We start from the raw sequence: 22,209 nt of genomic DNA, 5'->3' as shown, positions 1-22,209 counted from the left end.
GATCTCCGCGAGGGCCTCGCCGAGTTCGCGGGCCGAGGCCGGGCCGCCGGAGCCGACCAGTTCGGGGTCGAAGGTGGTGGCGGCCAGGTAGGCCGGGGACGGCAGCGATGCCTTGGGAGCGATCACCGTCAGCTGGGCGAGCCGGGCAGCCCAGTCCGCGAGCAGCGGGCCGTTGGCCTTGGGCAGGGACTCCGCCACCCAGCCGGCCAGACCCTCGGGTGTCACCTCCTGTGTACGACGGAAACCGGAGACGGCGTCGAAGACGGCGCCGCGGAAGTCCTCGCGGGGAAAGTCCCCGTCGGTGACGACCGTGGAACGGATCCTGCGCTGGAAGGCCACCGCCTCCTGGACCGCCGCGACTTCGGCCTGGTGCAGGGCCTCGGGATCGCCCGCCGCCCGGGCCGCGCGGAGCTCGGCGGGGCGGACCAGGCTGCCGCGGGGTGAAGGGACTTGTAGTCGAAGCCCCAGTTATCTGGTTGGTGCTGACCGCTGTCGGCTCGGCCGTCAGTGGTGCGGCCGGGCGTCCGAGTCCGGCCAGCCCGGCGACGGCGAGCAGGAGGACGGCGCAATGAATGCCTGCGCGTCTCAAGAGGCGTGTGAGACACAGCGTGTTCGAAATAGGGGACATACGGCTCTCCCTTGAGCGGTTTATTCGCAGACTCGAACAAAAGTCAACGAGACTCGCCATATGGGAGCGGTCTTGTCTGTCCCGCGTCAAGTCCCTTGCCGGAACGGGCCGTTCACCTTCGGCCACCAGGCGCGTGGTGTCCGTGAGGGCGGCGGCGGCCCGCCCCTGCGCTCGCGATACCTTCGCCCTGACGCGGCCCCCTTCGGCCGTGAACAGATTTCAAGCGTCGGGATGGTCATGCGCGAGGATGCGATCGTTGAGGCGGCCGCCGGAGTTCATCTGGTCCACGGCAGCAACACCAACTGGGTGGTCCTGACCGACGGCGACGCCGTCACTCTGATCGACACGGGGTATCCCGGGGACCGCCAGGAACTCCTCGCGTCGTTGGAGGCACTCGGCCACGCGCCCGAGGCAGTCAGCGCCGTGCTCATCACCCACGCGCACAACGACCACCTCGGCTCCGCCGAGTACCTCAGCGCCACCTACGACATCCCGGTCCATCTGCACGAGGCGGAACTGCCGCACGCGCGACGCGAGTTCCTCCAGCAGGTCAGTGTGGGGCAGGTGATGCGCCAGGCATGGCGCCCCGGCGTGCTGCCGTGGGCGGTTCACGCCATCCGGTCGGGCGGGACCACGGACGTCCACATGACCCGGCCCGAGGCGTTCCCCAAGGAGGGGCCGCTCGACCTGCCCGGCCGTCCGCTTCCGGTGCACACGCCGGGCCACACCGCGGGTCACTGCGTCTACCATCTGCCCGATGCCGGAATCGTGATCTCCGGTGACGCCCTGGTCAGCGGTCACCCGACTTCACGTGTACGGGGCCCGCAGCTGCTGCCGACGATGTTCGACGCAGACCGCGACGGTGCTCGCGCGTCGCTCGGGCGCATCGAAGCTCTCGCGGCAGATGTCCTGCTCCCGGGTCACGGTCCCCTGTACCGCGGCCCGTTGCGCGAGGCCGCCGCACGCGCACGGGAGCTGGCCGGCTGACGCGGTCCGGCTGAACCGCCGCCGGATGGGCCGGCAACGCGTCCCGGTTGCGGGCCGGCGCAGCACCGCCCTGCCCGCCTACGCGCTCCCGCTGTCGGGTCTGCTCGCCCTGTCCACGGCCGCCTTCCGCGCCATTATGACCCAACTGCTGCCCGCGGGGCACTGTCCCCGACGGCCTCAGATCTCGGCGTCTCCGACGGGCGCGCCGGGTTCCTGGTGACCCGTTACGCGCCGACCTCCTCCTCGCCGCCGCCCCGCGCACGGCGGCGCTGCGCGATCTGCCCGGCCGCCAGGTGCCGATGGGGACACTCGTGGGCTTCGCCTGCTGCAACGTGCTCACCGCCCTGTCGTCCTCGTACCCGCTGACCTTCGTGGCCCGGCTCGTGGCCGGGGTCATGGGCCGCACGCTGTGGGCGATGCTCGTCGGGTATGCGGCCCGGATGGTTCCGGCCGAGCGGCGCGGTCGCCCCATCGCGCTCGTGCCGGCGGGCATCACCTTCGCACTGTCAAGGAAGTGTCCGCGCTCACCGCACCGGCCGAAGTCCTCGGCCAGGGCGCGGCCTTCACCGTACTGGCCGTGCTGACCCTCACACTCGCGGGCTGGGTGCGGCGGCGGGTGCCGGCCTTCCCCGGCGAGCCGACGGGCACCCGCGGGCCCCCGCCGTACTCCGCAGCTCCGTCGCCGCGTGGGGCGGCGCGTTCGGCGGAGCGCCCACCCTCATCCAGACCGCGCTGGTCGACGCGTCCGGCCCGGCCCACGGTGACGTGGCCACGTCGCTGCAGACCACCGTCCGCAAACGCGGGATCGCGGCCGGTTCCCTCACCGGCGCGCTCGTCCTGAAGCGTTCGGGTGCCGGAGCACTCCCCTGGACATCGCTCCCGCTGATCGCGGCCGCGCCGACCGCAGTGGCCGTGGGGCGCCGACGCGCCTTCCCCGCACGGATCTCCGCCGCAGGGTCCGGCCCGTCGGCGCGTCGACGTCACGGATCACACCCAGCCGGCTGATGTGGCGCGCGTCCGCCTGTCGCACCGCGGCGCAGGCCCACGACGAACCGCCTAGCCGAGCTCCAGCGTCGTGACGCCGTAGACCCGCTCCTGGGCGAACGGCCTGACCGGGCCCGTGTACATACGCGCCGTTTCGAAGGAGGGGGCGAGGCCGAGTTCCTCGACAAGGGCGATGCCCGCGGCGTTCGTCTCGGGGACGTCGATGGCCAGCTCGCTCCCGGCGGCGAGGGCGGACAACTGGGCGAACAGCGCCCGGGCGTCCTCGGCGGTGTCGGCGAACAGCGGTCCGACGCGCAGGGAGTCGCGGGCCGGGCGGATCACGGCGTAGCCGGTGAGGTGCCCGTCGTCGGCCAGGCGCACGAAGGTACGGTGGCCCGGCCCGGTCAGCCACCGCTCCAGGAAGCGCGGGCGGTCGGCGGGACAACAGGCGCTGTCGTACGCCGTGATCGCCGCGAGATCCGCCTGCTCGGCGGGCCGGACTCCCGACGGCACCTCCCGCACGGGGGCGACTCCACCGAAACGGACGGTGCGGTGGGCGAGCTCGAATCCGGACTGACGGTAGTTGTCCTGCTGCGCGACCACGCCGTCGAGGCCGACCGTGCGGCCGCCGGCGTGCGCGAGGGCCGTCTTCCAGGTGGTGATGCCATAGCCCCGGCCGCGCAGGTCGGGGCGTACGAGGTAGAACCCCAGGAAGGCATAGTCGGCGCCGTAGTTGACCACCGAGACGGCCGAGACGGGTTCTTCGCCGATGCGGCCGATGAAGAAGCCCTCAGGGTCCTGGGCGAAGAAGCTCGCGCTGTCGGACAGCCCGGGATTCCAACCCTCGTCCGCCGCCCATCCGCCGACCACCTTCCAGTCGTCGAGCGAGGCGTGAGAGACGACGAGATCTTCGGGTCCCGGAGAGGTCATGTGGACGCTCCATTCCATACGGGTCGCGGTGGTGCGGTGGTCGGTCGCACCCGCAGCATCCTTCCCGATCTCCACGCCGTTCGCAGCGGCAATCACCGGGTGTGGGAGGGGATTTGGCTGGCATCCCTCGTATACCTGAGCGGATCCCTCTTCCGGCGTCGCCGACCGCCCGTGCAGCCTAGGGTTGCCCTTCTTGACTTCTCCCCCTCGTGAACGAGGGGGATTCTCACGGCTCGCGCTGTGAGGGTTTCTGATTCACCGCCGACTGCCCGCCCGGAGTACTCCGTTGAGGTCTTACACCAGCTCCACAGACCGACACCGCCAGCCCGGCGGCCTTGAGGTTGTTGGCCGCGTTCACGTCCCGGTCATGGACCGTCCCGCAGTCGCAGGTCCAGGACCGGACATTCAGCGGCATCTCCGCCTGGAGACTGCCGCAGGCGGAGCACAGCTTGGAGGACGGGAAGAAGCGGTCCATCACGATCACTTCCCGCCCGTACCAGGCGGCCTTGTACTCCAGCATGCTCCGCAACTCCGCCCACGCCGCGTCACTGATCGCGCGGGCCAGACTGCGATTCCTGACCATGTTGCGCACACTCAGGTCCTCGATCACGAGCGTTTGGTTTTCGCGCACGAGTCGAGTTGTCAGCTTGTGCAGGTGATCCCTGCGGCGGTCGCTGATCCGGGCATGGATGCGGGCGACCTTGCGCCGGGCCTTGGCCCGGTTAGCCCCCTCACCCTTGGCTTTGCGGGCAAGCGCCCGCTGGGCGTGGGCAAGGCGGGCGCGGTCGCGGCGCTCATACCGCGGGGTGGAGATCTTCTCCCCGTTGGACAGGGTCACCAGATGGTCCAGGCCGACATCGATACCGACCGCTGTGTCCGTCGCGGGCAGCGGCGTGATGTCGGGGTCTGCACACAGCAGGGACACAAACCAGCGCCCCGCACTGTCCTGGGACACGGTCACCGTGGACGGCTCCGCGCCCACGGGGAGCGGCCGGGACCACACGATCGCCAGCGGCTCACTCATCTTCGCCAGCGTCAGTCTCCCCTCACGGAAGCGGAACCCGCTGGTGGTGTACTCCGCAGACTTCCGCGACTTCTTCCGGCTCTTGAACCGCGGATACCTGGCCCGCTTGCCGAAGAAGTTCGTGAACGCCGCCTGCACATGCCGCAGCGCCTGCTGCAACGGCACCGACGACACCTCACCCAGATAGGCGAACTCTTCGCTCCTCTTCCACGCCGTCAACATCGCCGACGTGGCGTTGTAGCTGACCCGCTCCTGCCGCGCCCACGCCTCGCTACGCGCGGCGAGCGCCATGTTGTAGACCTTCCGCACACACCCGAACGTGCGCGACAGCTCAACCGCCTGCACATCAGTCGGATAGAAGCGGTACCGATACGCCCGCTTCACAGGGCCAGTCTTCACAACTCACAAACTATCAAATCAACCTGCCCTCCCCTGCAGGCAGTTGGGGCTGAACGGTGATCCGCCCTCAGGGCGAATCGTCTTCCCCTGCCCGGCTCCGCAGGAGTCCGCTTCCTCTCCGCCCTGAAGGGCGGAGTATCCACGGAGGTAACCAGATGAGCATCGAACGCGTGACCTTGCGCCCGGTGGCCGAAGACGACCTGCCCGCCATGGAGCGGTTCCTGATGGAGCCGCGGACAGCCGAACCCTTCCAGTGGTTCGGCTGGTGGGACCTCCGGCGCTGGCGACGCCAGTGGGCGGAGACCGGCCTGATCACCGAGGACTCGGGCCAGCTGATGGTCGTGCGGGACGACGAGCGGCTGGGTTTCGTCGCCTGGCGGAAGATCGTCTCCAGCCGGACCACGCACTACTGGAACATGGGAATCGCTCTGCTCCCGGAGGCGCGCGGCAAGGGCGTGGGGACCGAAGCGCAGCGGCAGCTGGTCCGGTACCTCTTCGCCCACACGCACGTGATGCGCATCGAGGCCGACACCGAGTCGGACAACATCGCCGAGCAACGCGCTCTGGAGAAGGCCGGATTCACCCGTGAGGGCGTGCTGCGCAGCGTCGTGTTCCGCGACGGACGCTGGCGCGACGGAGTGCGGTACAGCATCCTGCGCGATGACATTGACGCGGACGCGTCACGCGGCTAACTTCCGAGAGCGCTCTCACTCTCCCTCTCGATCAGAGGTCGACCCGTGATGACAACGTTGTCTCACCTGTCGCGCTGTCTGCGAAGAGCCCTCCCCCTCGTCCTCGCCATCTCTGCGGGGTTCGCCCTTCCCCAGCCGTCCGCGGCCGCACCCACAACGACCGTCGACGACTGGAACAGCCACGGCGTCGGAGCCCTGCGCGCCTGCGGCAAGGCCGGCGACCGCAGCGACATCGCGTGCACCGCGTGGGCGCGTACGACATGGAACGCGGGCGAGCGGCGGACGGCCGCCGCGACGTCCCAGATGATGTTCTACGACAACTCCACCGGCCTGTTCGCCACGGCCGGTTGGTGGAACTCGGCCAACGCGCTCACCGCCGTGATCGACAACATCCGGGTCACCGGCATGGGCAGTTACCGGTACGCCGTCGCCACCACCTACGATCGCCAACTGGACGCACAGGGCGGGCAGTTCCGCAACGACTACATCGACGACACCGGTTGGTGGGGACTCGCCTGGGTGGCGGCGTACGACCTGACCGGCGACAGCCGTTACCTGGACACCGCGCGGGCCGACGCCGACCACATGGCCGCGTACTGGGACACCACGTGCGGCGGCGGGGTGTGGTGGAGCACCGCGAGGACGTACAAGAACGCGATCGCCAACTCGCTCTACATCCAGCTCAACGCGGCGCTGCACAACCGCATCCCCCGCGACAGCGGCTATCTCGCGCGCCCGGGCCGGCTGGTCCTGGTTCCGGTCGACGGGCATGGTGAATTCCGCGCACCTGGTGAACGACGGCATCAGCCTGTCGACCTGTCGGAACAACGGCGGCGACGTGTGGTCGTACAACCAGGGCGTACTCCTCGGAGCGCTCACCGAGCTGAACCGTGCGACCGGCGACGACGCGCCGCTCACCACAGCGCGGCAGATCGCGGACGCGGCCACCACCTCGTCCACCCTCAACACCGCGGACGGGATTCTGCGGGACCCGTGCGAGAGCGGGGACTGCGGAGCGGACGGCCCGTCCTTCAAGGGCGCCCATCTGCGCAATCTCGGCAAGCTCGATTCCGCCCTGCCCGACCATCCGTACACCACGTATCTGAGGAGGCAGGCCGACGTCGCGTACGGCAAAGACCGCAACGCCCTCGATCAGTACGGTCTGCGCTGGTCAGGCCCCCTGGACGGGATCGACGCGGCCCGGCAGCAGAGCGCTGTCGATCTGCTGAACGCCGCCGGGTGAGGGAGCCGAGGAGGCCCCACCGGTCATGGGCCCGGTGGGGCCTTCCGTCCTCGGTGTGCCGTGGATCAGCGCACCGAGGCGGGCCGGAACCGCCGGTAGAGGACGGCCCCGCCCAGGAGCAGGGCCGCGCTCCCGGCGATCGCGGGCACCGTCTGGTCCGCGCCGGTGTGGGCGAGGGAGGCGACGGGCTGATGCGGGGCGTGCCGGGGCGCCTGGGGACGCGGGTGCGCCTTGGGCGGGGTGGACGGCTTGGGGGGCCCGACGGGGTGGTGGGGGACACCCCCTGAGGTGTTCGTGGACTCGTTGCCGATCGCCGCGCTGCCGAGACCGACCGCCGTCACGGAGTTGCCGCTGACGTTCACCGGCACATGCACCGGAAGCTGTACGTCGTTGCCCGAGAGCACACCCGGCGAATCCTTTCCGCTTCCATGCGCGACGGCACCGCCGTGCATCGGGCCGGGCTGCCCGGCCCCGCCACCGTCGCTCTCGTTGGCGCAGCTGTTGCCCACGGCCGGATTGAGCAGCCCCACCACGTTCACCGTGTTCCCGCACACGTTCACGGGAACGTGCACCGGAAGCTGGATGGTGTTGCCGGAGATCAGCCCGGGCGAACCTGCCGCGGCACCGTCCGCCCCGGAGTCGGCGTACGCCGGCATGGTCACGGCCAGCGCGCCCGAGGCGGCGGCAGCGGCGATCAAACCATTTCGGGTAACCCGATTCATAGGTTCCCTGCCTTCCAGACATGGTCGCGGGCACTCGCCCGCATGGCGTAAAACGCGGAACAACCATCCGAGTTATGGCTTATCGGTCTTTCACCCCTTCGAGCGGCACGGTTTTCGATCTGGTGTGCGAGACGTGCGAGGGAACGGGCCGTCGCGCGGCGCGCGGGCCATGGCACGACGGCCCCTTCCGCTCGCCCAGAGGCGTAGCTCCGGACCCGCGCTTATCGTGAGCGAGGGGGTATCGCCGGTCCACCGCCGGGGGTCCCTGGAGGCATGCATGCTGTCCGTGCACCAACGCTGCGCGTTCGCCGGAGCGGCGACCGTGACCCTGGCCCTGCTGGCGGCCGGGCTGCCCGCGGTGGCGACGGCCGCCGACGGCCCGGATCTGTCCCGTTTCTACCGCCAGAAGATCACGTGGTCGGCGTGCAAGGGCGGCGGGATGCCCAAGGACCTGCAGTGCACAAAGGTGACCGTCCCGCTGGACTACGCGCACCCGGATGCCGGGACGCTCGACGTGGCGCTGGCCCGATATCGGGCCACGGGCAAGTCGAGGGGTTCCGTGCTGTTGAACTTCGGCGGCCCCGGAGTGGGAGGGATCAGCCAGCTCGCCCTCGCGGGCAAGGACTTCATGGGCCTGACGAACGGCTACGACGTGGTGACCTTCGACCCCCGCGGCGTCGGCCGGTCCTCACCCGTCAGCTGTGGCGAGGGCGCCGACGAGGCCTCCAACGCGATCGACGGCAACGCCGACAGCAGTGATCCGCAGGCCGCCCTCAAGGTCGTGAAGAAGGCCGCCGAGCTGTGCACCAAGCACTCCGGTCCCGTACTGCCACACATAGGCACGGTCAACGCCTCCCGGGACATGGACGTCATGCGCCAGGCGCTCGGCGACAAGAAGCTCAACTACCTCGGATTCTCGTACGGGACGCGGCTGGGCGCGGTGTACGCGTCCCAATTCCCCAAGAGGACCGGCCGGCTGGTGTTCGACGGAGTGGACACGCTCACCGAACCGCTGTCCGAACAGGGCCTGGTGAGCGCGGAGGCGCAGCAGACCGCCCTTGAGGACTTCCTCACCTGGTGCACGAAGGACATGGGCTGTCCGTTCGGGCAGGATCCGCGCAGCGCGCGACAGCAGGTCGTCCAGCTCGTCGACTCGCTCGACAAGGACCCGGTCCCCACCGACCTCGGCCAGCAGTTCTCCGGCCAGGACCTCGTGGGCGCCCTCAGCCAGGCGATGTACAGCAAGGGTTACTGGCCCACGCTCGAGCGGGCCCTCGAGCAACTCGTCGAGGACGGTGACACCCGCGGACTCACGCAGCTGTCGGGAGGCGTCGCCTTCCCGGGCGCCGCCGCGGCTGCCCGCCAGGGCGGCGGCCTCGTCGACGAACAGGACATCCCCATCGACAACCTTCCCGCCGCCCTGATGGCGATCAACTGCGCGGACGACCCCGACCGGCCCACCGCGGAGCAGGTCACCAAGGACATCGACAGGCTCCGCGCCTCGTACGAGGAGGCGTCCCCCGTCTTCGGCCAGTTCCGGCTCACCCAGGTGCTGCTGTGCTATGGGCGCCCCAAGGGCACCGACTACATCCGTGACAAGGTGCGCGACGTCCACACCCCGAAGATGCTGCTCATCGGCACCCGGGGCGACCCTGCGACCCCGTACCGCTGGACCCTGGAGACCGCCAAGCGGCTCGGCTCGTCGGCCGTCGTGCTCGACAACAGGGGCGAGGGGCACACCGGCTACACGTCCTCCAAGTGCGTACACCAGAAGGTCGACGACTTCCTGCTGTACGGGTCCCTGCCGGACAGCGGCAGCTCGTGCGGGCAGGAATCCGACGACTGAACCTGGGTTCCACGAGCCGGGAAGTGCCACAACCACGTAACACGGACGACTCGCACCCAACTCACCTACAACCCCTCGTGCATCCCGGCCGTCGGAGTGAGCAGGCGTCGCCGCGACCGGGCGCGCCGTAGCTGCAGGTGACCACACCAGGGGGAACTCCACCGATGCGCATCCGAACCGTTCTCGTCCTTTCGACAGCCGCCACCGCGCTGCTCCTGGCCGTGCCGCAGAGCGGCTCGGCCGCACCGCGGAGTGCGCAGGCCCTGAAGGCCGCTCAGCCCGCGAAGTGTGCGGAGAAGGCGCTCAAGCTACGGGCCGAGCAGTCCGCGAACTCCACCGTCGTGCACATCGGCGTCACCAACCTCTCCACGCGCGCCTGCACCGTCGACCGGATCCCCACCGTCACCTTCGGCGACCTCGACGGCGCCGCTCTGCCGACTCCCGCCGGGGAGAGCGGGCCCTACCGCGTCGGCGCGGGCAGGACGGCGTACGCGGCCGTGCGGACGATCGCCGATCGGGCCGACCCGGAGGCCCGCCGGGTGGACTCCGTCGGGGTCTCCGCGAACCCTGCGTACCTCGGACGGTCCTTCACCGCGAAGGAGCTGGGCGCCGGTGACGCCGTCCTCGTGTGGGAACCGGTGACGACGTGGTGGAAGTCGTCCGTGGCCGCTGCGGACAAGGCACTCGGTCTCAGCTGAGCGACACTTCCGGGGCGTACATCTCCATCCAGAGCGCCAGATCGAGGGTCCGTTCGAGGCCGCGCCGCGACGCCTGCGTGATCTGCGGCGTGTCGCGGTGTGCGGCCCGGCGGACCCTTTCGCGGTCGACGAGGTCGAAGACCCGGTGCGAGGGGCGGGCCAGCAGGTCCCTGACGTGCTCCTGGAGGGCGATCGCGTACTTGGGGTCCTGAGTGGACGGATAGGGGCTCTTGACCCTGTCGTACACGGACTTCGGGATCAGGTCCACGGTCGCCTCCCGCAACAGGCTCTTCTCCCGGTCGTCGAAGGACTTCAGGGACCAGGGCGTGTTGTAGACGTACTCGACCAGCCGGTGGTCGCAGAACGGCACCCGGACCTCCAGGCCGACGGCCATACTCGCGCGGTCCTTGCGGTCGAGCAGGATCCGTACGAAGCGGGTCAGGTGGAGGTGGCAGATGCGGCGCATGCGGTACTCGAAGTCGCTCTCGCCGTCGAGGCGCCGAACGTCGGCGACGGCCGTGCGGTAGCCCTCGGCGATGTACGACTCCAGGTCCAGCGCCTCGGCGACGTCCGGTCGCAGCACCTCGGCGTCTTCGCCGAAGTGCTGCCCGAAGCGCACGAGCCAGGGGAAGGTGTCGGCACGGCGGGCCTCCTCGTCGAAGAACTGCAGGTAGCCGCCGAAGACCTCGTCCGCCGACTCCCCGGAGAGCGCGACCGTGGAGTGCTCGCGGATGGCCCGGAACAACAGGTAGAGCGAGGCGTCCATGTCACCGAAGCCCATGGGCAGGTCACGGGCTCGGATCATCTTCGCCCGTACGTCCGGATCGGCGAGGGCGTGCGAGTCGAGGACGATGTCCTGGTGGTCGGTGCGGGAGGCGCGGGCCACGTCGTGCACGAAGGGCGTGTCGGGCGTAGCGCGCAGTTCGTCGGCGACGAAGTGGTCGGCCTGGCCGACGAAGTCGACGGCGAAACTGCGGACCTTCTCGCCGTGCTCGGCGAGCTGCCGGGCCGCGAGTGCGGTCATGGCGGAGGAGTCGAGGCCTCCGGAGAGCAGGGTGCAGCGCGGCACGTCGGCGACGAGCTGGCGGCGCACGATGTCCTCGAGGAGCGAGCGGACGGTGGCGATGGTGGTGTCGCGGTCGTCGGTGTGCGGCCGGGTCTCCAGCTGCCAGTAGCCATGGCGGCACAGTCCGCTGCGGTCGACGGTGACGACGGTGCCGGGCTCGACCTCGTGCATGCCGTCCCACACGGCGTGCCGGGGCGTCTTGACCAGTGCGAACAGTTCCCGCAGGCCGTCGAGGCGGACCCGGGGGCGGACCAGCGGGTTGGCCAGGATCGCCTTGGGCTCGGAGCCGAACAGGACGCCGTCGGGCGTCGGGTGGTAGTAGAAGGGCTTGATGCCCATGCGGTCGCGGATCATCACCAGCTTGTCGTGGCGACCGTCCCAGACGGCGAACGCGTACATGCCGTTGAGCCGCCCGGGGAGCCGCTCGCCCCACTCGAGATAGCCGCGCAGGACGACCTCGGTGTCGGAGTCGGTGGAAAAGCGGTGCCCGCGGTCGGACAGCTCGCGGCGCAGCTCGGTGAAGTTGTAGGTCTCCCCCGAGTAGACCAGCGCGACGGTGCCGTCCGGCGTCTCGGCGGTCATCGGCTGGCGCCCGCCGGGCAGATCGATGATGGCGAGCCTGCGGTGTCCGAGGGCGGCGGGACCGTCGACCCAGGTGCCCTGGTCGTCGGGTCCGCGGCAGGACATCGTCTCGGTCATTGCATCCAAAGTCCCGGTCTCGGTGCGCAGGTCGCGGTCGAAGGAGACCCAGCCGGTGATGCCGCACATGCGTTACCTCCTGCGTCCGGTTCACGTGGAGCGCGGCGCCGACCTGTGGTTTTCCGGGGACGGAGCGCTTCCACAGAACCAGTTGTATTCAGCAGCTATATGATGAGACTGTTTCATGTGCGCAGGGCCGTCAACACGTCCGTAATCCGATCGGTCCAGTCACCCCCACTCTTTCGGCCGCGCTTTGCCCTCGCCGGACCCGCGCACTGGGCCTGCGCCCGGCCGCGTCCCACGGGAATCGGCCATGGGCAAAGACTTGCCCAACCACCGGGATCAGCCCGAGCGGAATGCTCGCTTTCGCCCCTTTCCCTCCCATGGGTTTGACTCATGGTGTGCGCCGGATGCTCTTGCTGCTGCTCGTCGCCCTCGGCGCCGCCGGGGCGCTGGTCCTGGTGCGCGCCGTCTCACCGTGGTGGTGGTTCGGCGCGGGTCTTCTGCTGGCGCTGACCGTGCTCGGCGTGTGGGACCTGGCGCAGCGCCGCCACTCGTTGCTGCGGAACTATCCGCTGCTCGGCCGCCTCCACTTCCTCATGGAGGCGCTGCCTCCGGAGCCGCGGCGGTACGTCGTCAAGCGGAGTTACGACGGCCGCCCGTACGGCCGTGAGGTGCGCAGCATCGTGTATGAGCGCGCCAAGGGCGTCGAGGCCGAGGAGCCGTTCGGCACCGAGCGGGACATGTACCAGGACGGGTACGAGTTCCTCCAACCGTCGATGCTCCCGGTCGAAGTCCCTCGGGAGCCGCCCGTGGTCCGCGTCGGAGGTCCCGACTGCACCCAGCCGTACGACATGGCCCTGCTCAACGTCTCCGCGATGAGTTTCGGGGCACTGTCCTCCCACGCGATCCTGGCGCTCAACAGAGGTGCGGCGCTGGGCCGTTTCGCGCAGGACACCGGCGAGGGCGGCCTGTCGGAGTACCACCTGCGGGGCGGCGGGGACCTGATCTGGGAGATCGGCACGGGGTACTTCGGCTGTCGTACTCCCCAAGGGGGCTTCGATGCACGGGAGTTCGCGGACAAGGCCGCACTGCCGGAGGTCAAGTGCGTGTCGCTGAAGCTTTCCCAGGGAGCCGAGGCCGGCACCGGCGCGGTGCTGCCCGGCACCAAGGTGAACGCCGAGATCGCCCGGGCGCGCGGCGTCCCTCAGGGCAGTGCGGTGATCTCATCGCCGTACCACCAGGTGTTCTCGACCCCGCGTGAAATGGTGCGCTTTCTCGCCCGTATGCGGGAGTTGGCGGGTGGAAAGCCGACCGGTTTCAAGCTCTGCGTCGGCTCGCGCCGCCAGTTCCTCGCGGTCTGCAAGGCGATGCTCGCCGAGGGGGTCACGCCCGACTTCATCGTGGTCGACGGATCGGAGGGCGGCTCCGGGGCGGCGCCGCTGGAGTTCGCCGACAACCTCGGCATGCCGCTCACCGAAGGGCTGATCACCGTGCACAACGCGCTGGTCGGTGCGGGGCTGCGCGACCGGGTGCGGATCGGCGCGAGCGGGAAGGTCGCCCTCGGCGCGGATATCGTCAAACGGCTGGCGCAGGGCGCGGACTACACGAACGCGGCCCGCGCGATGCTGTTCGCCGTGGGCTGCCTCCAGGTCCGGCGCTGCCACACGAACAGATGCCCGGTGGGCGTCACGACACAGGACCCGCGCCGGGTCCGCGCCCTGGACGTGGCCGACAAGTCCGAGCGCGTGCACCGCTACCAGCGGGCGACCGTGCGCAGCGCGAGCCGGATCATGGCCGCCATGGGGGTACGGGATCCGGGCGAGCTCGGGCCTCACCAGTTGTTCCGGCGTACGGACCCGACGACTGTGCGGTCGTACGCGGAGCTCTACGAGTGGCTCGCGCCCGGGGTCCTGCTCCAGGAGCCGCCCGCCTCCTGGGACATGGACTGGGCCGCCGCCGATCCGGACGCCTTCTGAGGCTCAGAAGTCGACGGCGTCGCGCACGACGGGGCAGGTCATGCAGTGGCCGCCGCCCCTGCCCCGCCCGAGTTCGGCGCCGACGATCGTGATGACCTCGATCCCGGCCTTCCGCAGCAAGGTGTTGGTCTGGGTGTTGCGGTCGTAGGTGAACACCACGCCCGGTTCCAGGGCGACGGCGTTGTTGCCGCTGTCCCACTGCTGCCGCTCGGAGGCGTACACATCGCCGCCCGTCTCGACGACCCGCAGCTCGGAGAGGCCGAGCGCCTTGGCGACGACGTCGGTGAAGGGGCGCGAGCCCTCATCGGTGAGGTCGATGCCGGGCGCCTTGTCGCTCGGGCGCAGGGAGAAGGTGTGGACCCCGTCCATGATGGTCGGGTAGAGCGTGACCAGGTCGCGGTCGGCGAAGGTGAAGACGGTGTCGAGATGCATCGCCGAGCGCAGCTTCGGCATGCCCGCGATGATGACGTGCTCGGCGGCCCCGTTCCGGAACAGCGCGGCCGCGACCTGGGTGATGGCCTGGCGAGAGGTGCGCTCGCTCATACCCATGAGCACGACCCCGTTGCCCACCGGCATGATGTCACCGCCCTCGAACGTGGCCTGGCCCCAGTCCAGTTCGGGGTCACCCCACCACACGGTGGAGCCCGCGAAGTCCGGATGGAAGGTGTAGATCGCCTTCATCAGGAGTGTCTCGTCGTGTCGGGCGGGCCAGTAGAGCGGGTTGAGCGTGAGGCCGCCGTACAGCCAGCACGTCGTGTCGCGGGTGTAGAGGGTGTTGGGCAGCGGCGGCATCAGGTATTCGCGCACGCCGGTCGACTCGCGGGCCAGCGCGAGATAGCCGGAGCGGAACTCCTCCGGCAGGTCGACGGTGGCCAGACCGCCGATCAAGTACTCGGCGAGCCGGGTGGGTTCGAGGGACTGAAGAAAGGCCCGGGTGTCGTCGATGAGTCCGAGTCCGACCTCGTTCGCGACGATCTTCCGGTCCAGGAGCCAGTCCTTGGCCACCGGGAGCGCCATCGTCTGGGCGAGCAGGTCGTGCAGTTCCACCACGCCCACGCCCCGCTCGCGCAGCTTGTCGACGAAGTCGGCGTGGTCGCGCTGCGCGTTCTCCACCCACATGACGTCGTCGAAGAGCAGGTCGTCGGAGTTGCTGGGGGTGAGCCGGCGGTGCGCCAGGCCGGGTGCGCAGACCAGCACCTTGCGCAGCCTGCCGACCTCGGAGTGGACGCCGTACGCCGGACGGCTCGTGGTGTCTTGACTGGTCACGGTGTGCCTTTCTCCGGGGCAGACAGGTCGGCCGGATCAGAGACTGATCCAGCCCAGCGCGAGGGCGACGATCCCCAGAACGGCCCCGGCGATCGAGACGACGAGGATGACGAGTTCACGGGGCGCGAACAGCCGTCTGCCCTGCTCTCGGCGGGCCATCAGGAACAGGACCGTGGCCGGCGCGTAGATGATGAAGGAGACGAGGAGGTACTTCAGCCCGGCGGCGTAGAGCAGGAACGCGGTGTAGACGGTGGCGAGCGCGGCGATGACGAGATCACTGCCGAGGCGCCCCCGCGCGATCTTCACCGCGAAGGCCGCCGCCAACAGGAAGGGGATCAGCGTCAGCGCACTGGTCAGATCCAGCGCGAAGTTGAACGCATCGTCCGAGAACAGAGTGACGACCAGCACGACTTGGGTGAGCAGCGTCGACAACACCAGCGCGGGCACCGGCACATCCGCCGCGGTGGACCGGCTCAGGAATCGCGGCATGTCGTCGTCCTTGGCGGCGACGAACAACACCTCGGCCGCCATCAACGTCCAGGCGAGATAGGCACCGAGCACCGAGACGATCAGGCCGACGCTGACGAAGACCTTGCCCCAGGTGCCGACGGCGTGCTCCAGGACTCCGGCCATCGACGGCTGTCGAAGCTCGGCGATCTCGCTCATCGGCATGATGCCGTACGACACGATGGTGACCGAGGCGAAGACGGCGAACACGCTCAGGAAACCGAGCATGGTCGCCCTGCCGACGTCTTCGCGCCGCTTGGCGTGCCGGGAGTAGACACTCGCGCCCTCGACTCCGAGGAACACGAAGACCGTGGCCAGCATGGTGCCCTTGACCTGCTGGAAAAGCGAACCGGCGTAGTCGGCGCCGGCGAAGTTGTCGGCGAAGACCTGCGGATTCAGATAGAAGAGCGCCAGGATCACGAAGACGAGGATCGGTACGACCTTGGCCACGGTGACGATCCGGTTGATGGCCGCGGCCTCCTTCACCCCTCGGCGGATGAGGAAGAAGAACGCCCACAGGCCGACCGAGGAGAGCACCACCGCAAGGAGGGTGTCCCCGTCGCCGAGCGCGGGCGCGATCGCCCCGATGGTCGACATGATGAGCACCCAGTACGTCACGTTACCGACGCACGCGCTGGCCCAGTAGCCGAAGGCGGAGAAGAAGCCGAGGTACTCGCCGAAGCCCGCCTTCGCGTACGCGTAGACGCCCGCGTCGAGGTCGGGCCTGCGGATCGCCAGCCGTTGGAAGACGAAGGCCAGCATCAGCATCCCGGTACCGGCGACGGCCCAGGCGATCAGGGCGCCCGCCACGCCCGTCTCCTGAGCGAACCGGCTCGGCAGCGAGAAGACCCCGGCCCCGACCATCGAGCCGACGACCATCATGGTGAGGGTCAGCAGCGTCAGTTTGGCGGCCGGCGCCACCTGGGTTTCCGTGTCGGCCTGCGGCATGGATGTCCTGCGGAGACGGGCATCGTCGTGCGGCGACCACGATGCGGGAACGTCATCTGGCGACCCGAGTGACACTAACAATCAATTGCCCCAAATGCCCGATAGGCGAATCGGCCCTATGGTGCTGATATGGAGCACGCACTCAGCCCCGCGACCCTCACCGAGCTGCGCAGGCCGCGGCCCTATCCGGCGGTGTCCGTGCTGACGCCGACACACCGCCGCGAACCCGACAACGCACAGGATCCGGTCCGGCTCCGCAACGTCGTGGCCGAGGCCAAGAAGCAGCTGGAAGCCGACCCCTCGGTCACCCGCGAACGGCGCACTGATGTCGTCGAGCAGCTCGAGCGGGCACTGGCCGAGGTCGATCTGGCGCACGCCGAGGACGGCCTGGCGATCTTCGCAGCGCCCGGTGAGCACCAGGTCTGGTCGCTGGCCCGCACCGTGCCCGAGCGCGTGGTGCTCTCGGACACCTTCCTGACCCGCAACCTCGTCGCCGCGCAGGCCTCCGAGCGCCCGTTCTGGGTCCTCGCGGTCTCGCCCGACCGGGTGACGCTGTGGAACGGTGGCGCCGGTCATGTCGTCGAGGACCGATCGGGTGGCTTCCCACTGACCAGGGACCGCGAGAATTTCGACGCGGAGCGCCAAGAGCAGATCGGCGACATGCCGAGCACCTTCCGCGACGAGGGCACCCGCCACTTCTTGCGCGACGCGGACACCGCCCTCGCCACGGTCCTGCGCGAACAACCGCGGCCGCTGTACGTCACGGGCGAGCAGGCCGCGCTCTCACTGTTCGATGAAGTCGGCACCGTCACCAAGGACGCCGTCCACGTGCCGCACGGCGGTCTCGCGCACGGCACCCCCAACGCCGTGTGGCAGGCGGTCCAGCCGATGATCGCCGCCGAGGACCGCAAGAACATCGACACGGTGAGCCGTGAGCTGGAGGCGGCCCGCGGCCGCAAGGCGTTCGCCGCCGGTGTCGACGAGGTGTGGCAGAACGCCTCCGACGGCCGCATCGGGCTCCTCGCAGTCGAGGAGAACTACCGCGTGACGGTCCGCGACGACGGCGGCGACCATCTGGTCCCGGCCGAGAGCGGTGACCTGGACGCTCGGGAGGACATCGTGGACGAGATCGTCGAGCGCTGCCTGGACACGGGCGCCGAGGTCCGATTCGTCCCTGACGGCAGCCTCGAGGATGCGAAAGGCATCGCCGGGGTACTGCGTTACTGATCTTTCCGGCCGAGAATCGGAACACGGGGACCGAGCTGTCGGCGGAAAGGTGCGGAGCGCGTGAGTGAGCTGTTGGGTGTGGCGGTGCTGGGGGCCGGACACATGGGTGCCGACCACATACGGCGAATCGACCAAGTGGTAAGTGGTGCGAGGGTCGCCGCGGTGGCAGACCCCGACACCGGCCGGGCCAAGGACGCCGTGGCCGGCATCGACGGTGCCTCGGTCCACACCGAGGTGTCGGCCGCGCTCGACGCGCCCGGCGTCCGGGCGGTGTTGATCGCCTCCCCCGGGCCCGCGCACGAGGAGGCGCTGCTCGCGGCGTTCGAGCGCGGTCTGCCGGTGCTGTGCGAGAAGCCGCTGGTGCCGGAGTCGGCCGGGGCGCTGCGCGTGGTGGAGGCCGAGACGCGGCTCGGGCGGCGACTGGCGCAGGTCGGGTTCATGCGCCGCTACGACGCCGAGTACATGCGCCTCAAGTCGCTGTTGGGCAGCGGGCGGTTGGGCCGTCCGCTGATGCTGCACTGCACGCACCGCAATGTCTCGTCCCCTCCCGGCTTCACCTCGGCGATGCTCGTCAACAGTTCCGTCTCGCACGAGATCGACGCGGCGCGCTGGCTGCTGGGCCAGGAACTCACGGCCGTGACCGTGCTCCGTCCGCGGTCGGCCTCGAACGCCCCGGAGGGTTTGCTCGATCCCCAATTCGTGCTGTTCGAGACCGCGGACGGGGCTCTCGTCGACGTCGAGGTCTTCGTCAACTGCGGCTTCGGCTATCAGGTGCAATGCGAGGCGGTCTGCGAGGCGGGGAGCGCGCGGATCGGGGACGAGCACGCGATGGTGGTGACGACGGCGGGCGGTGCGAGCGAGGAGGTGGCCCAGGACTACCTCGTACGGTTCGCCGATGCCTACGACCGCGAGGTGCAGGCATGGGTGGACGCCACCCGGGCCGGCCGGGTCACCGGGCCCAGTGTCTGGGACGGGTATGCCGCGTCCGCCGTCGCCGAGGCGGGCGTCCGGGCACTGGAGAACGGCGGCCGGGTGACCGTCGAACTCGCCCCGCGCCCGGGCCTGTACGCGTGAACCGCGACGGTGGGCGCTCGGGCCCGCCGTCGTACCGGATCAGCCGCTGACGCTCGCCACGCCCGTCTCGATGTGCCCGGTGAACCGACGGGACCAAGTCGCGTCGGAGTCGACGGTGATCGTGAAGTCGTACCAACCGTCCTGGTACGCCACCGCGTTGAAGAAGTCCTCCTGCGATCCGCCCGCGGTGACGGTGTACGTCCAGGGACCGTCGCTGCGGTAGTGGTTGGAGGTGATGGTGAACTTCACCGAGGCGGCGGAGGAATTGGCCATCTTGAAGTAGATGGCCAACTTCCCGCTGTCGGGCTCGGCCGCGTAGCGCATGCTCACTTCCGCCGACTTGCCCGCCTTCGTCGCGTCGCCCTTGAAACGGCGCAGGAAGCGGTTGGGGCCGACCATCGGGATGTCGTACTTCCCGTCGCCGTACCCCGAGCCGACGTTGAGGTAGTCGAAGGCGGTGCCGCCCGCGTCGACCGTGTACTGCCAGGGGGGTATCGCGGTAGGCGCCCGGGTGGACGGAGAAGTGCGCGGCGCTCCTGGCGGGCGTGCCCTGGTTGGCCATGGTGAACCAGGCGAGGATCTTGCCGCTCGTGACTGACCGCCGACCGCGTCCGGCCCGTCGGCACATGTCCCGTCAGGACCCGGGCAGTTCGCGTATCCCGAGCTGCTGCACCAACAGCAGGCTGTCCGCGTTCGCCCAGTACTCGGCCAATCGGCCGCCCTCCACGCGGAGGGTGTCGGTTCCCGTGAACGCGACCTCGCTGCCGATCGCCTCCTGGGGAGCCCCGGGAAACCCGCCACGGTAGATGCCCCGCGCCTGCCAGCGGACCACCAGATACTCATCGGTGGCGATGGGCCCCACCTGGATGCCGAAGGTGAGGTCGCTCAGCAGGGAGTGGATGCCGGAGATCCACTGGTTCAGCGCCTCCCGGCCGCGGATCTCGTCAGCGCCCGATCCTGTGATCGGCGCCGCGTGGGCGACGAAGTCGGGGGCGATGATCTTCTCGGTGAGGGAGAGGTCGTTGTTCCAGAGCTCCTTCCAGGGCTCGGCGAGGGCGGCGTTCTCCTGTACGGACATGGGTTCTCCTCGGGCGTGTCGATCTTGGGCGTAGGGATGTCGGAACGAACGGATTTCAGTGGGCGCCGGATGCGTCCGGGGCCGGATCCGGGACGAGGATGACCTTGCCGGTGACGGTGCCGGACTCGGCCAGCCGCATGGCTTCCGCGGCCTGGCTGAGCGGGATGCGGGCCGCGACCTGAGCGGTGATGGAACCGTCGGCGAGCAGGGCGAAGACGCGACCGAGGTCGGTGCGCAGACGGTCGTGGAAGACGGCAGGACGGCGTTTGCCGGCCCAGATGTTGTAGAAGTGCGTACGCCGGCCGTTGGGCAGGAGCTTCCAGAGGAACAGCCGCCCGACGAGCTTGAGGACGGGCAGTTTGGAGGATCCGGCGACGTCTCGGGTGGCCGCGGTGCCGTACGAGACGAGCGTGCCGCCCCGCGCCAGCAGCCTGAAGGAGTCGACGATCCCGTCACCGCCGATGTGGTCGAAGACGGCGTCGACACCGCCCGGCGCCAACTCCCGTACCTTGGCGGGCAGATCGGTGGCGCGGTAGTCGAGGGGAGTCGCGCCGAGCGCGCGCACCGCGTCATGGTGCCGGGGCGAGGCGGTGCCGATCACACGGATGCCGGCGTGCATGGCCAGCTGGACGAGGGTGGAGCCCACACCGCCGTTCGCCCCGTGCACCAGCACGGTCCCTCCGGCGCGGACCTCGGCGATGCGGTGCAGCATCTGCCAGGCCGTGATGCCGTTGACAACCACCGTTTCGGCGTCCGCGGGGTCCAGCGCGCCGGGGACCTCGACGAGATCGGTGACGGGCAGGACGACCCGGCTCGCCCAGCCGCCCACCTTGGTCAGGGCGGCGAAGCGCCGGCCGACCAGTGACGGGTCCACCCCCGGCCCGGTCCGGGCCACGACGCCGACCAGGTCGTAGCCGGGCACGAAGGGGAACGGCGGCTGGTCGTAGTACTTGCCACGGCGCATCTGCTGTTCGGCGAACGACACTCCGGAGGCCTCCAGGGCCAGGACGACCTCACCGGCCGCCGGTTCCGGCGCGGGGCACACGCGGATCTCGAGGCCGGAAGGCTCCACGACACCCGGGAGGACGACTTCGGTCATCGCATCGGCCACGGTCTCCGCGTTCATGAGGGCCAGAGCTCCTTAGTTATTGGTTCTCGTGTTCGTGATAGGTTCTAACCAAAGCTTGCTCCTCTATATTCCGTAAGTCAAGAGCCACCCACCGAAGACGAAGAGGCGATGACATGGCGGCAGAGAGCCGGACCGAGCCCGGCCTGCGCGACCGGTTCCGTGCGCAGGTACGGCAGGAGGTCAAGACCGCGGCACTGCGGCAACTGGCCGAGGGCGGCCCGGAGGCGCTGTCGCTCAACGCCATCGCCAAACAGGTGGGCATGACAGGCCCCGCGCTCTACCGCTACTTCACCAACCGGGACAGCCTGCTGACCGAGCTGGTCATCGACGCCTACGGGGACCTGGCCTCCGCACTCTCCCGCGGGGCCGACGCCGGCGCGACGGACCCGGTCGCCCGCCTGACCGCGGTCGTTCAGGCCTACCGCGCCTGGGCACTGGCCGAGCCGCACCGCTACCGGCTCCTGTTCCGGGCGCCGCTTCAGGGCTATGACGCACAGTCCACGAGCCTGGTCGAGGCCTCGCAGCCCGCCATGGAGGTCGTACTGGAGGTGGTGGGCGCCCTCGCGAAGCCGGGCACGGCGGTCCCGGAAGGCCCGGCGGCCCAGTTCCGGGAGTGGATGAAGCACCACAGGATCGAGGACGTGCCGGAGGCGGTCGCCGCGCGGACCACGATGCTGTGGGCCCATCTGCACGGGCTGGTCGGCCTGGAGATCGAGGGCAACTTCACCTCGATGGGCATCGACCCGACTTCCCTCTACGAGGCCGAGGTGAGGGACTTCGTGCGCTCACTCTGAACCCGGGCGAGTTTGCCGGGTCCGGTGACAGAGAAGGCTTCGCACAAATGCCCCTCGAACAGAAGGATGAACGGCGGGCTCATGCACCCCAGCAGACCGTCAACTCACGTAGGCCGTCTACGACTTGGTCACACCGGACGCGTACCGAATCGATACCGCACGCCCGGTCCGGGAGGACTGCGGCATATGCCAGAAGCACCACCGTATCGTGTGTTGCCAAATCCCTTACAGCGCGTCGCAGGCTGTGCAACAGTCGTAACGGTCCTTCCGTCAGCCTTGGTCGTACCGT

General features: G+C 69.5%; 18 protein-coding genes and 2 pseudogenes. 10 read left to right on the top strand and 10 right to left on the bottom strand.

The window, feature by feature from the left end:
* The first annotated feature begins 865 nt into the window (after window positions 1–865).
* Both ACIBK0_RS37965 and ACIBK0_RS37960 read left to right on the top strand, forming a co-directional pair.
* On the top strand, window positions 866–1,615 hold the full coding sequence (locus tag ACIBK0_RS37965) for an MBL fold metallo-hydrolase (protein WP_399090228.1): 750 nt from the start codon (window positions 866–868) through the stop codon (window positions 1,613–1,615).
* Window positions 1,616–1,914: 299 nt separating this feature from the next.
* Window positions 1,915–2,199 carry a hypothetical protein gene (locus tag ACIBK0_RS37960; protein WP_399090225.1) on the top strand — a complete coding sequence of 95 codons (285 nt, stop codon included), beginning with the start codon at window positions 1,915–1,917 and terminating at the stop codon, window positions 2,197–2,199.
* Between the two features lie 472 nt (window positions 2,200–2,671).
* Here the strand turns inward: ACIBK0_RS37960 and ACIBK0_RS37955 are convergent, their stop codons facing one another.
* Both ACIBK0_RS37955 and ACIBK0_RS37950 read right to left on the bottom strand, forming a co-directional pair.
* Window positions 2,672–3,529 carry a GNAT family N-acetyltransferase gene (locus ACIBK0_RS37955; protein WP_399090222.1) on the bottom strand — a complete coding sequence of 286 codons (858 nt, stop codon included), beginning with the start codon at window positions 3,527–3,529 and terminating at the stop codon, window positions 2,672–2,674.
* Between the two features lie 226 nt (window positions 3,530–3,755).
* Window positions 3,756–4,952: an RNA-guided endonuclease InsQ/TnpB family protein gene (locus ACIBK0_RS37950; protein WP_399090219.1), complete on the bottom strand. Its 1,197-nt coding sequence runs from the start codon at window positions 4,950–4,952 to the stop codon at window positions 3,756–3,758.
* Window positions 4,953–5,107: 155 nt separating this feature from the next.
* Between ACIBK0_RS37950 and ACIBK0_RS37945 the strand changes: the two genes are divergently transcribed.
* A complete protein-coding gene (locus tag ACIBK0_RS37945) occupies window positions 5,108–5,644 on the top strand; it encodes a GNAT family N-acetyltransferase (RefSeq protein WP_399090216.1) in 537 nt (178 codons plus the stop codon).
* A 162-nt stretch (window positions 5,645–5,806) separates the two neighbouring features.
* Window positions 5,807–6,887 (top strand): annotated as a pseudogene (locus ACIBK0_RS37940) (glycoside hydrolase family 76 protein); the annotation flags it as partial.
* Window positions 6,888–6,952: 65 nt separating this feature from the next.
* On the opposite strand, the gene ACIBK0_RS37935 reads toward ACIBK0_RS37940, so the two are convergent.
* Window positions 6,953–7,609 (bottom strand): chaplin family protein, encoded by a 657-nt coding sequence (locus tag ACIBK0_RS37935; RefSeq protein WP_399090213.1) that lies wholly within the window; start codon window positions 7,607–7,609, stop codon window positions 6,953–6,955.
* Window positions 7,610–7,886: 277 nt separating this feature from the next.
* On the opposite strand from ACIBK0_RS37935, the gene ACIBK0_RS37930 reads away from it, so the two are divergent.
* The gene (locus tag ACIBK0_RS37930; protein ID WP_399090210.1) at window positions 7,887–9,455 is read left to right on the top strand and encodes an alpha/beta hydrolase; all 1,569 of its coding nucleotides are present in this window, start codon (window positions 7,887–7,889) and stop codon (window positions 9,453–9,455) included.
* A 164-nt stretch (window positions 9,456–9,619) separates the two neighbouring features.
* Complete coding sequence (locus tag ACIBK0_RS37925; protein WP_399090207.1) at window positions 9,620–10,153, top strand: DUF4232 domain-containing protein; 534 nt, start codon at window positions 9,620–9,622, stop codon at window positions 10,151–10,153.
* Here ACIBK0_RS37925 and asnB read toward each other — a convergent pair.
* Window positions 10,146–11,987 carry an asparagine synthase (glutamine-hydrolyzing) gene (asnB, locus tag ACIBK0_RS37920; protein WP_399090204.1) on the bottom strand — a complete coding sequence of 614 codons (1,842 nt, stop codon included), beginning with the start codon at window positions 11,985–11,987 and terminating at the stop codon, window positions 10,146–10,148. The two genes, ACIBK0_RS37925 and asnB, sit on opposite strands and share 8 nt — an antisense overlap.
* A gap of 341 nt (window positions 11,988–12,328) precedes the next feature.
* On the opposite strand from asnB, the gene ACIBK0_RS37915 reads away from it, so the two are divergent.
* Window positions 12,329–13,897 (top strand): FMN-binding glutamate synthase family protein, encoded by a 1,569-nt coding sequence (locus ACIBK0_RS37915; RefSeq protein WP_399090201.1) that lies wholly within the window; start codon window positions 12,329–12,331, stop codon window positions 13,895–13,897.
* A 3-nt stretch (window positions 13,898–13,900) separates the two neighbouring features.
* Here ACIBK0_RS37915 and ACIBK0_RS37910 read toward each other — a convergent pair whose 3' ends face one another.
* Both ACIBK0_RS37910 and ACIBK0_RS37905 read right to left on the bottom strand, forming a co-directional pair.
* On the bottom strand, window positions 13,901–15,163 hold the full coding sequence (locus tag ACIBK0_RS37910) for an arginine deiminase (RefSeq protein WP_399090198.1): 1,263 nt from the start codon (window positions 15,161–15,163) through the stop codon (window positions 13,901–13,903).
* Between the two features lie 36 nt (window positions 15,164–15,199).
* The gene (locus ACIBK0_RS37905; RefSeq protein ID WP_399090195.1) at window positions 15,200–16,618 is read right to left on the bottom strand and encodes a basic amino acid/polyamine antiporter; all 1,419 of its coding nucleotides are present in this window, start codon (window positions 16,616–16,618) and stop codon (window positions 15,200–15,202) included.
* Between the two features lie 129 nt (window positions 16,619–16,747).
* Between ACIBK0_RS37905 and ACIBK0_RS37900 the strand changes: the two genes are divergently transcribed.
* Both ACIBK0_RS37900 and ACIBK0_RS37895 read left to right on the top strand, forming a co-directional pair.
* The gene (locus ACIBK0_RS37900) at window positions 16,748–17,845 is read left to right on the top strand and encodes a chemotaxis protein (protein ID WP_399090192.1); all 1,098 of its coding nucleotides are present in this window, start codon (window positions 16,748–16,750) and stop codon (window positions 17,843–17,845) included.
* A gap of 60 nt (window positions 17,846–17,905) precedes the next feature.
* Window positions 17,906–18,919, top strand: a complete 1,014-nt coding sequence (locus tag ACIBK0_RS37895) for a Gfo/Idh/MocA family protein (RefSeq protein WP_399090189.1) — start codon at window positions 17,906–17,908, stop codon at window positions 18,917–18,919.
* 39 nt (window positions 18,920–18,958) lie between these two features.
* Here the strand turns inward: ACIBK0_RS37895 and ACIBK0_RS37890 are convergent, their stop codons facing one another.
* From ACIBK0_RS37890 to ACIBK0_RS37875, 4 genes and pseudogenes are all read right to left on the bottom strand, one after another.
* Window positions 18,959–19,318, bottom strand: a complete 360-nt coding sequence (locus ACIBK0_RS37890) for a phospholipase domain-containing protein (protein WP_399090315.1) — start codon at window positions 19,316–19,318, stop codon at window positions 18,959–18,961.
* Window positions 19,319–19,336: 18 nt separating this feature from the next.
* Window positions 19,337–19,414 (bottom strand): annotated as a pseudogene (locus tag ACIBK0_RS37885) (hypothetical protein); the annotation flags it as partial.
* 139 nt (window positions 19,415–19,553) lie between these two features.
* The gene (locus ACIBK0_RS37880; RefSeq protein WP_399090186.1) at window positions 19,554–19,997 is read right to left on the bottom strand and encodes an ester cyclase; all 444 of its coding nucleotides are present in this window, start codon (window positions 19,995–19,997) and stop codon (window positions 19,554–19,556) included.
* A 55-nt stretch (window positions 19,998–20,052) separates the two neighbouring features.
* On the bottom strand, window positions 20,053–21,123 hold the full coding sequence (locus tag ACIBK0_RS37875) for a medium chain dehydrogenase/reductase family protein (protein ID WP_399090183.1): 1,071 nt from the start codon (window positions 21,121–21,123) through the stop codon (window positions 20,053–20,055).
* 116 nt (window positions 21,124–21,239) lie between these two features.
* Here ACIBK0_RS37875 and ACIBK0_RS37870 point away from each other — a divergent pair, with 116 nt between their 5' ends.
* The gene (locus ACIBK0_RS37870) at window positions 21,240–21,920 is read left to right on the top strand and encodes a TetR/AcrR family transcriptional regulator (RefSeq protein ID WP_399090180.1); all 681 of its coding nucleotides are present in this window, start codon (window positions 21,240–21,242) and stop codon (window positions 21,918–21,920) included.
* Window positions 21,921–22,209 lie beyond the last annotated feature (289 nt).

This window comes from Streptomyces sp. NPDC050564, from assembly GCF_044457265.1.
GTDB lineage: Bacteria > Actinomycetota > Actinomycetes > Streptomycetales > Streptomycetaceae > Streptomyces.
Note: the sequence above shows the minus strand (reverse complement) of the source record. Positions and strands in the feature narration are given on the sequence as shown.

Excerpts from the sequence above, each read along its gene's own strand:
- ACIBK0_RS37960 (WP_399090225.1), top strand. The coding sequence starts at position 1,915 with ATGGGGACACTCGTGGGCTTCGCCTGCTGCAACGTGCTCACCGCCCTG.
- ACIBK0_RS37925 (WP_399090207.1), top strand. The coding sequence starts at position 9,620 with ATGCGCATCCGAACCGTTCTCGTCCTTTCGACAGCCGCCACCGCGCTG.
- ACIBK0_RS37965 (WP_399090228.1), top strand. The coding sequence starts at position 866 with ATGCGCGAGGATGCGATCGTTGAGGCGGCCGCCGGAGTTCATCTGGTC.
- asnB (WP_399090204.1), bottom strand. The coding sequence starts at position 11,987 with ATGTGCGGCATCACCGGCTGGGTCTCCTTCGACCGCGACCTGCGCACC.
- ACIBK0_RS37905 (WP_399090195.1), bottom strand. The coding sequence starts at position 16,618 with ATGCCGCAGGCCGACACGGAAACCCAGGTGGCGCCGGCCGCCAAACTG.
- ACIBK0_RS37900 (WP_399090192.1), top strand. The coding sequence starts at position 16,748 with ATGGAGCACGCACTCAGCCCCGCGACCCTCACCGAGCTGCGCAGGCCG.
- ACIBK0_RS37870 (WP_399090180.1), top strand. The coding sequence starts at position 21,240 with ATGGCGGCAGAGAGCCGGACCGAGCCCGGCCTGCGCGACCGGTTCCGT.
- ACIBK0_RS37890 (WP_399090315.1), bottom strand. The coding sequence starts at position 19,318 with ATGGTCGGCCCCAACCGCTTCCTGCGCCGTTTCAAGGGCGACGCGACG.
- ACIBK0_RS37935 (WP_399090213.1), bottom strand. The coding sequence starts at position 7,609 with ATGAATCGGGTTACCCGAAATGGTTTGATCGCCGCTGCCGCCGCCTCG.
- ACIBK0_RS37880 (WP_399090186.1), bottom strand. The coding sequence starts at position 19,997 with ATGTCCGTACAGGAGAACGCCGCCCTCGCCGAGCCCTGGAAGGAGCTC.
- ACIBK0_RS37945 (WP_399090216.1), top strand. The coding sequence starts at position 5,108 with ATGAGCATCGAACGCGTGACCTTGCGCCCGGTGGCCGAAGACGACCTG.
- ACIBK0_RS37915 (WP_399090201.1), top strand. The coding sequence starts at position 12,329 with ATGCTCTTGCTGCTGCTCGTCGCCCTCGGCGCCGCCGGGGCGCTGGTC.
- ACIBK0_RS37955 (WP_399090222.1), bottom strand. The coding sequence starts at position 3,529 with ATGACCTCTCCGGGACCCGAAGATCTCGTCGTCTCTCACGCCTCGCTC.
- ACIBK0_RS37875 (WP_399090183.1), bottom strand. The coding sequence starts at position 21,123 with ATGAACGCGGAGACCGTGGCCGATGCGATGACCGAAGTCGTCCTCCCG.
- ACIBK0_RS37930 (WP_399090210.1), top strand. The coding sequence starts at position 7,887 with ATGCTGTCCGTGCACCAACGCTGCGCGTTCGCCGGAGCGGCGACCGTG.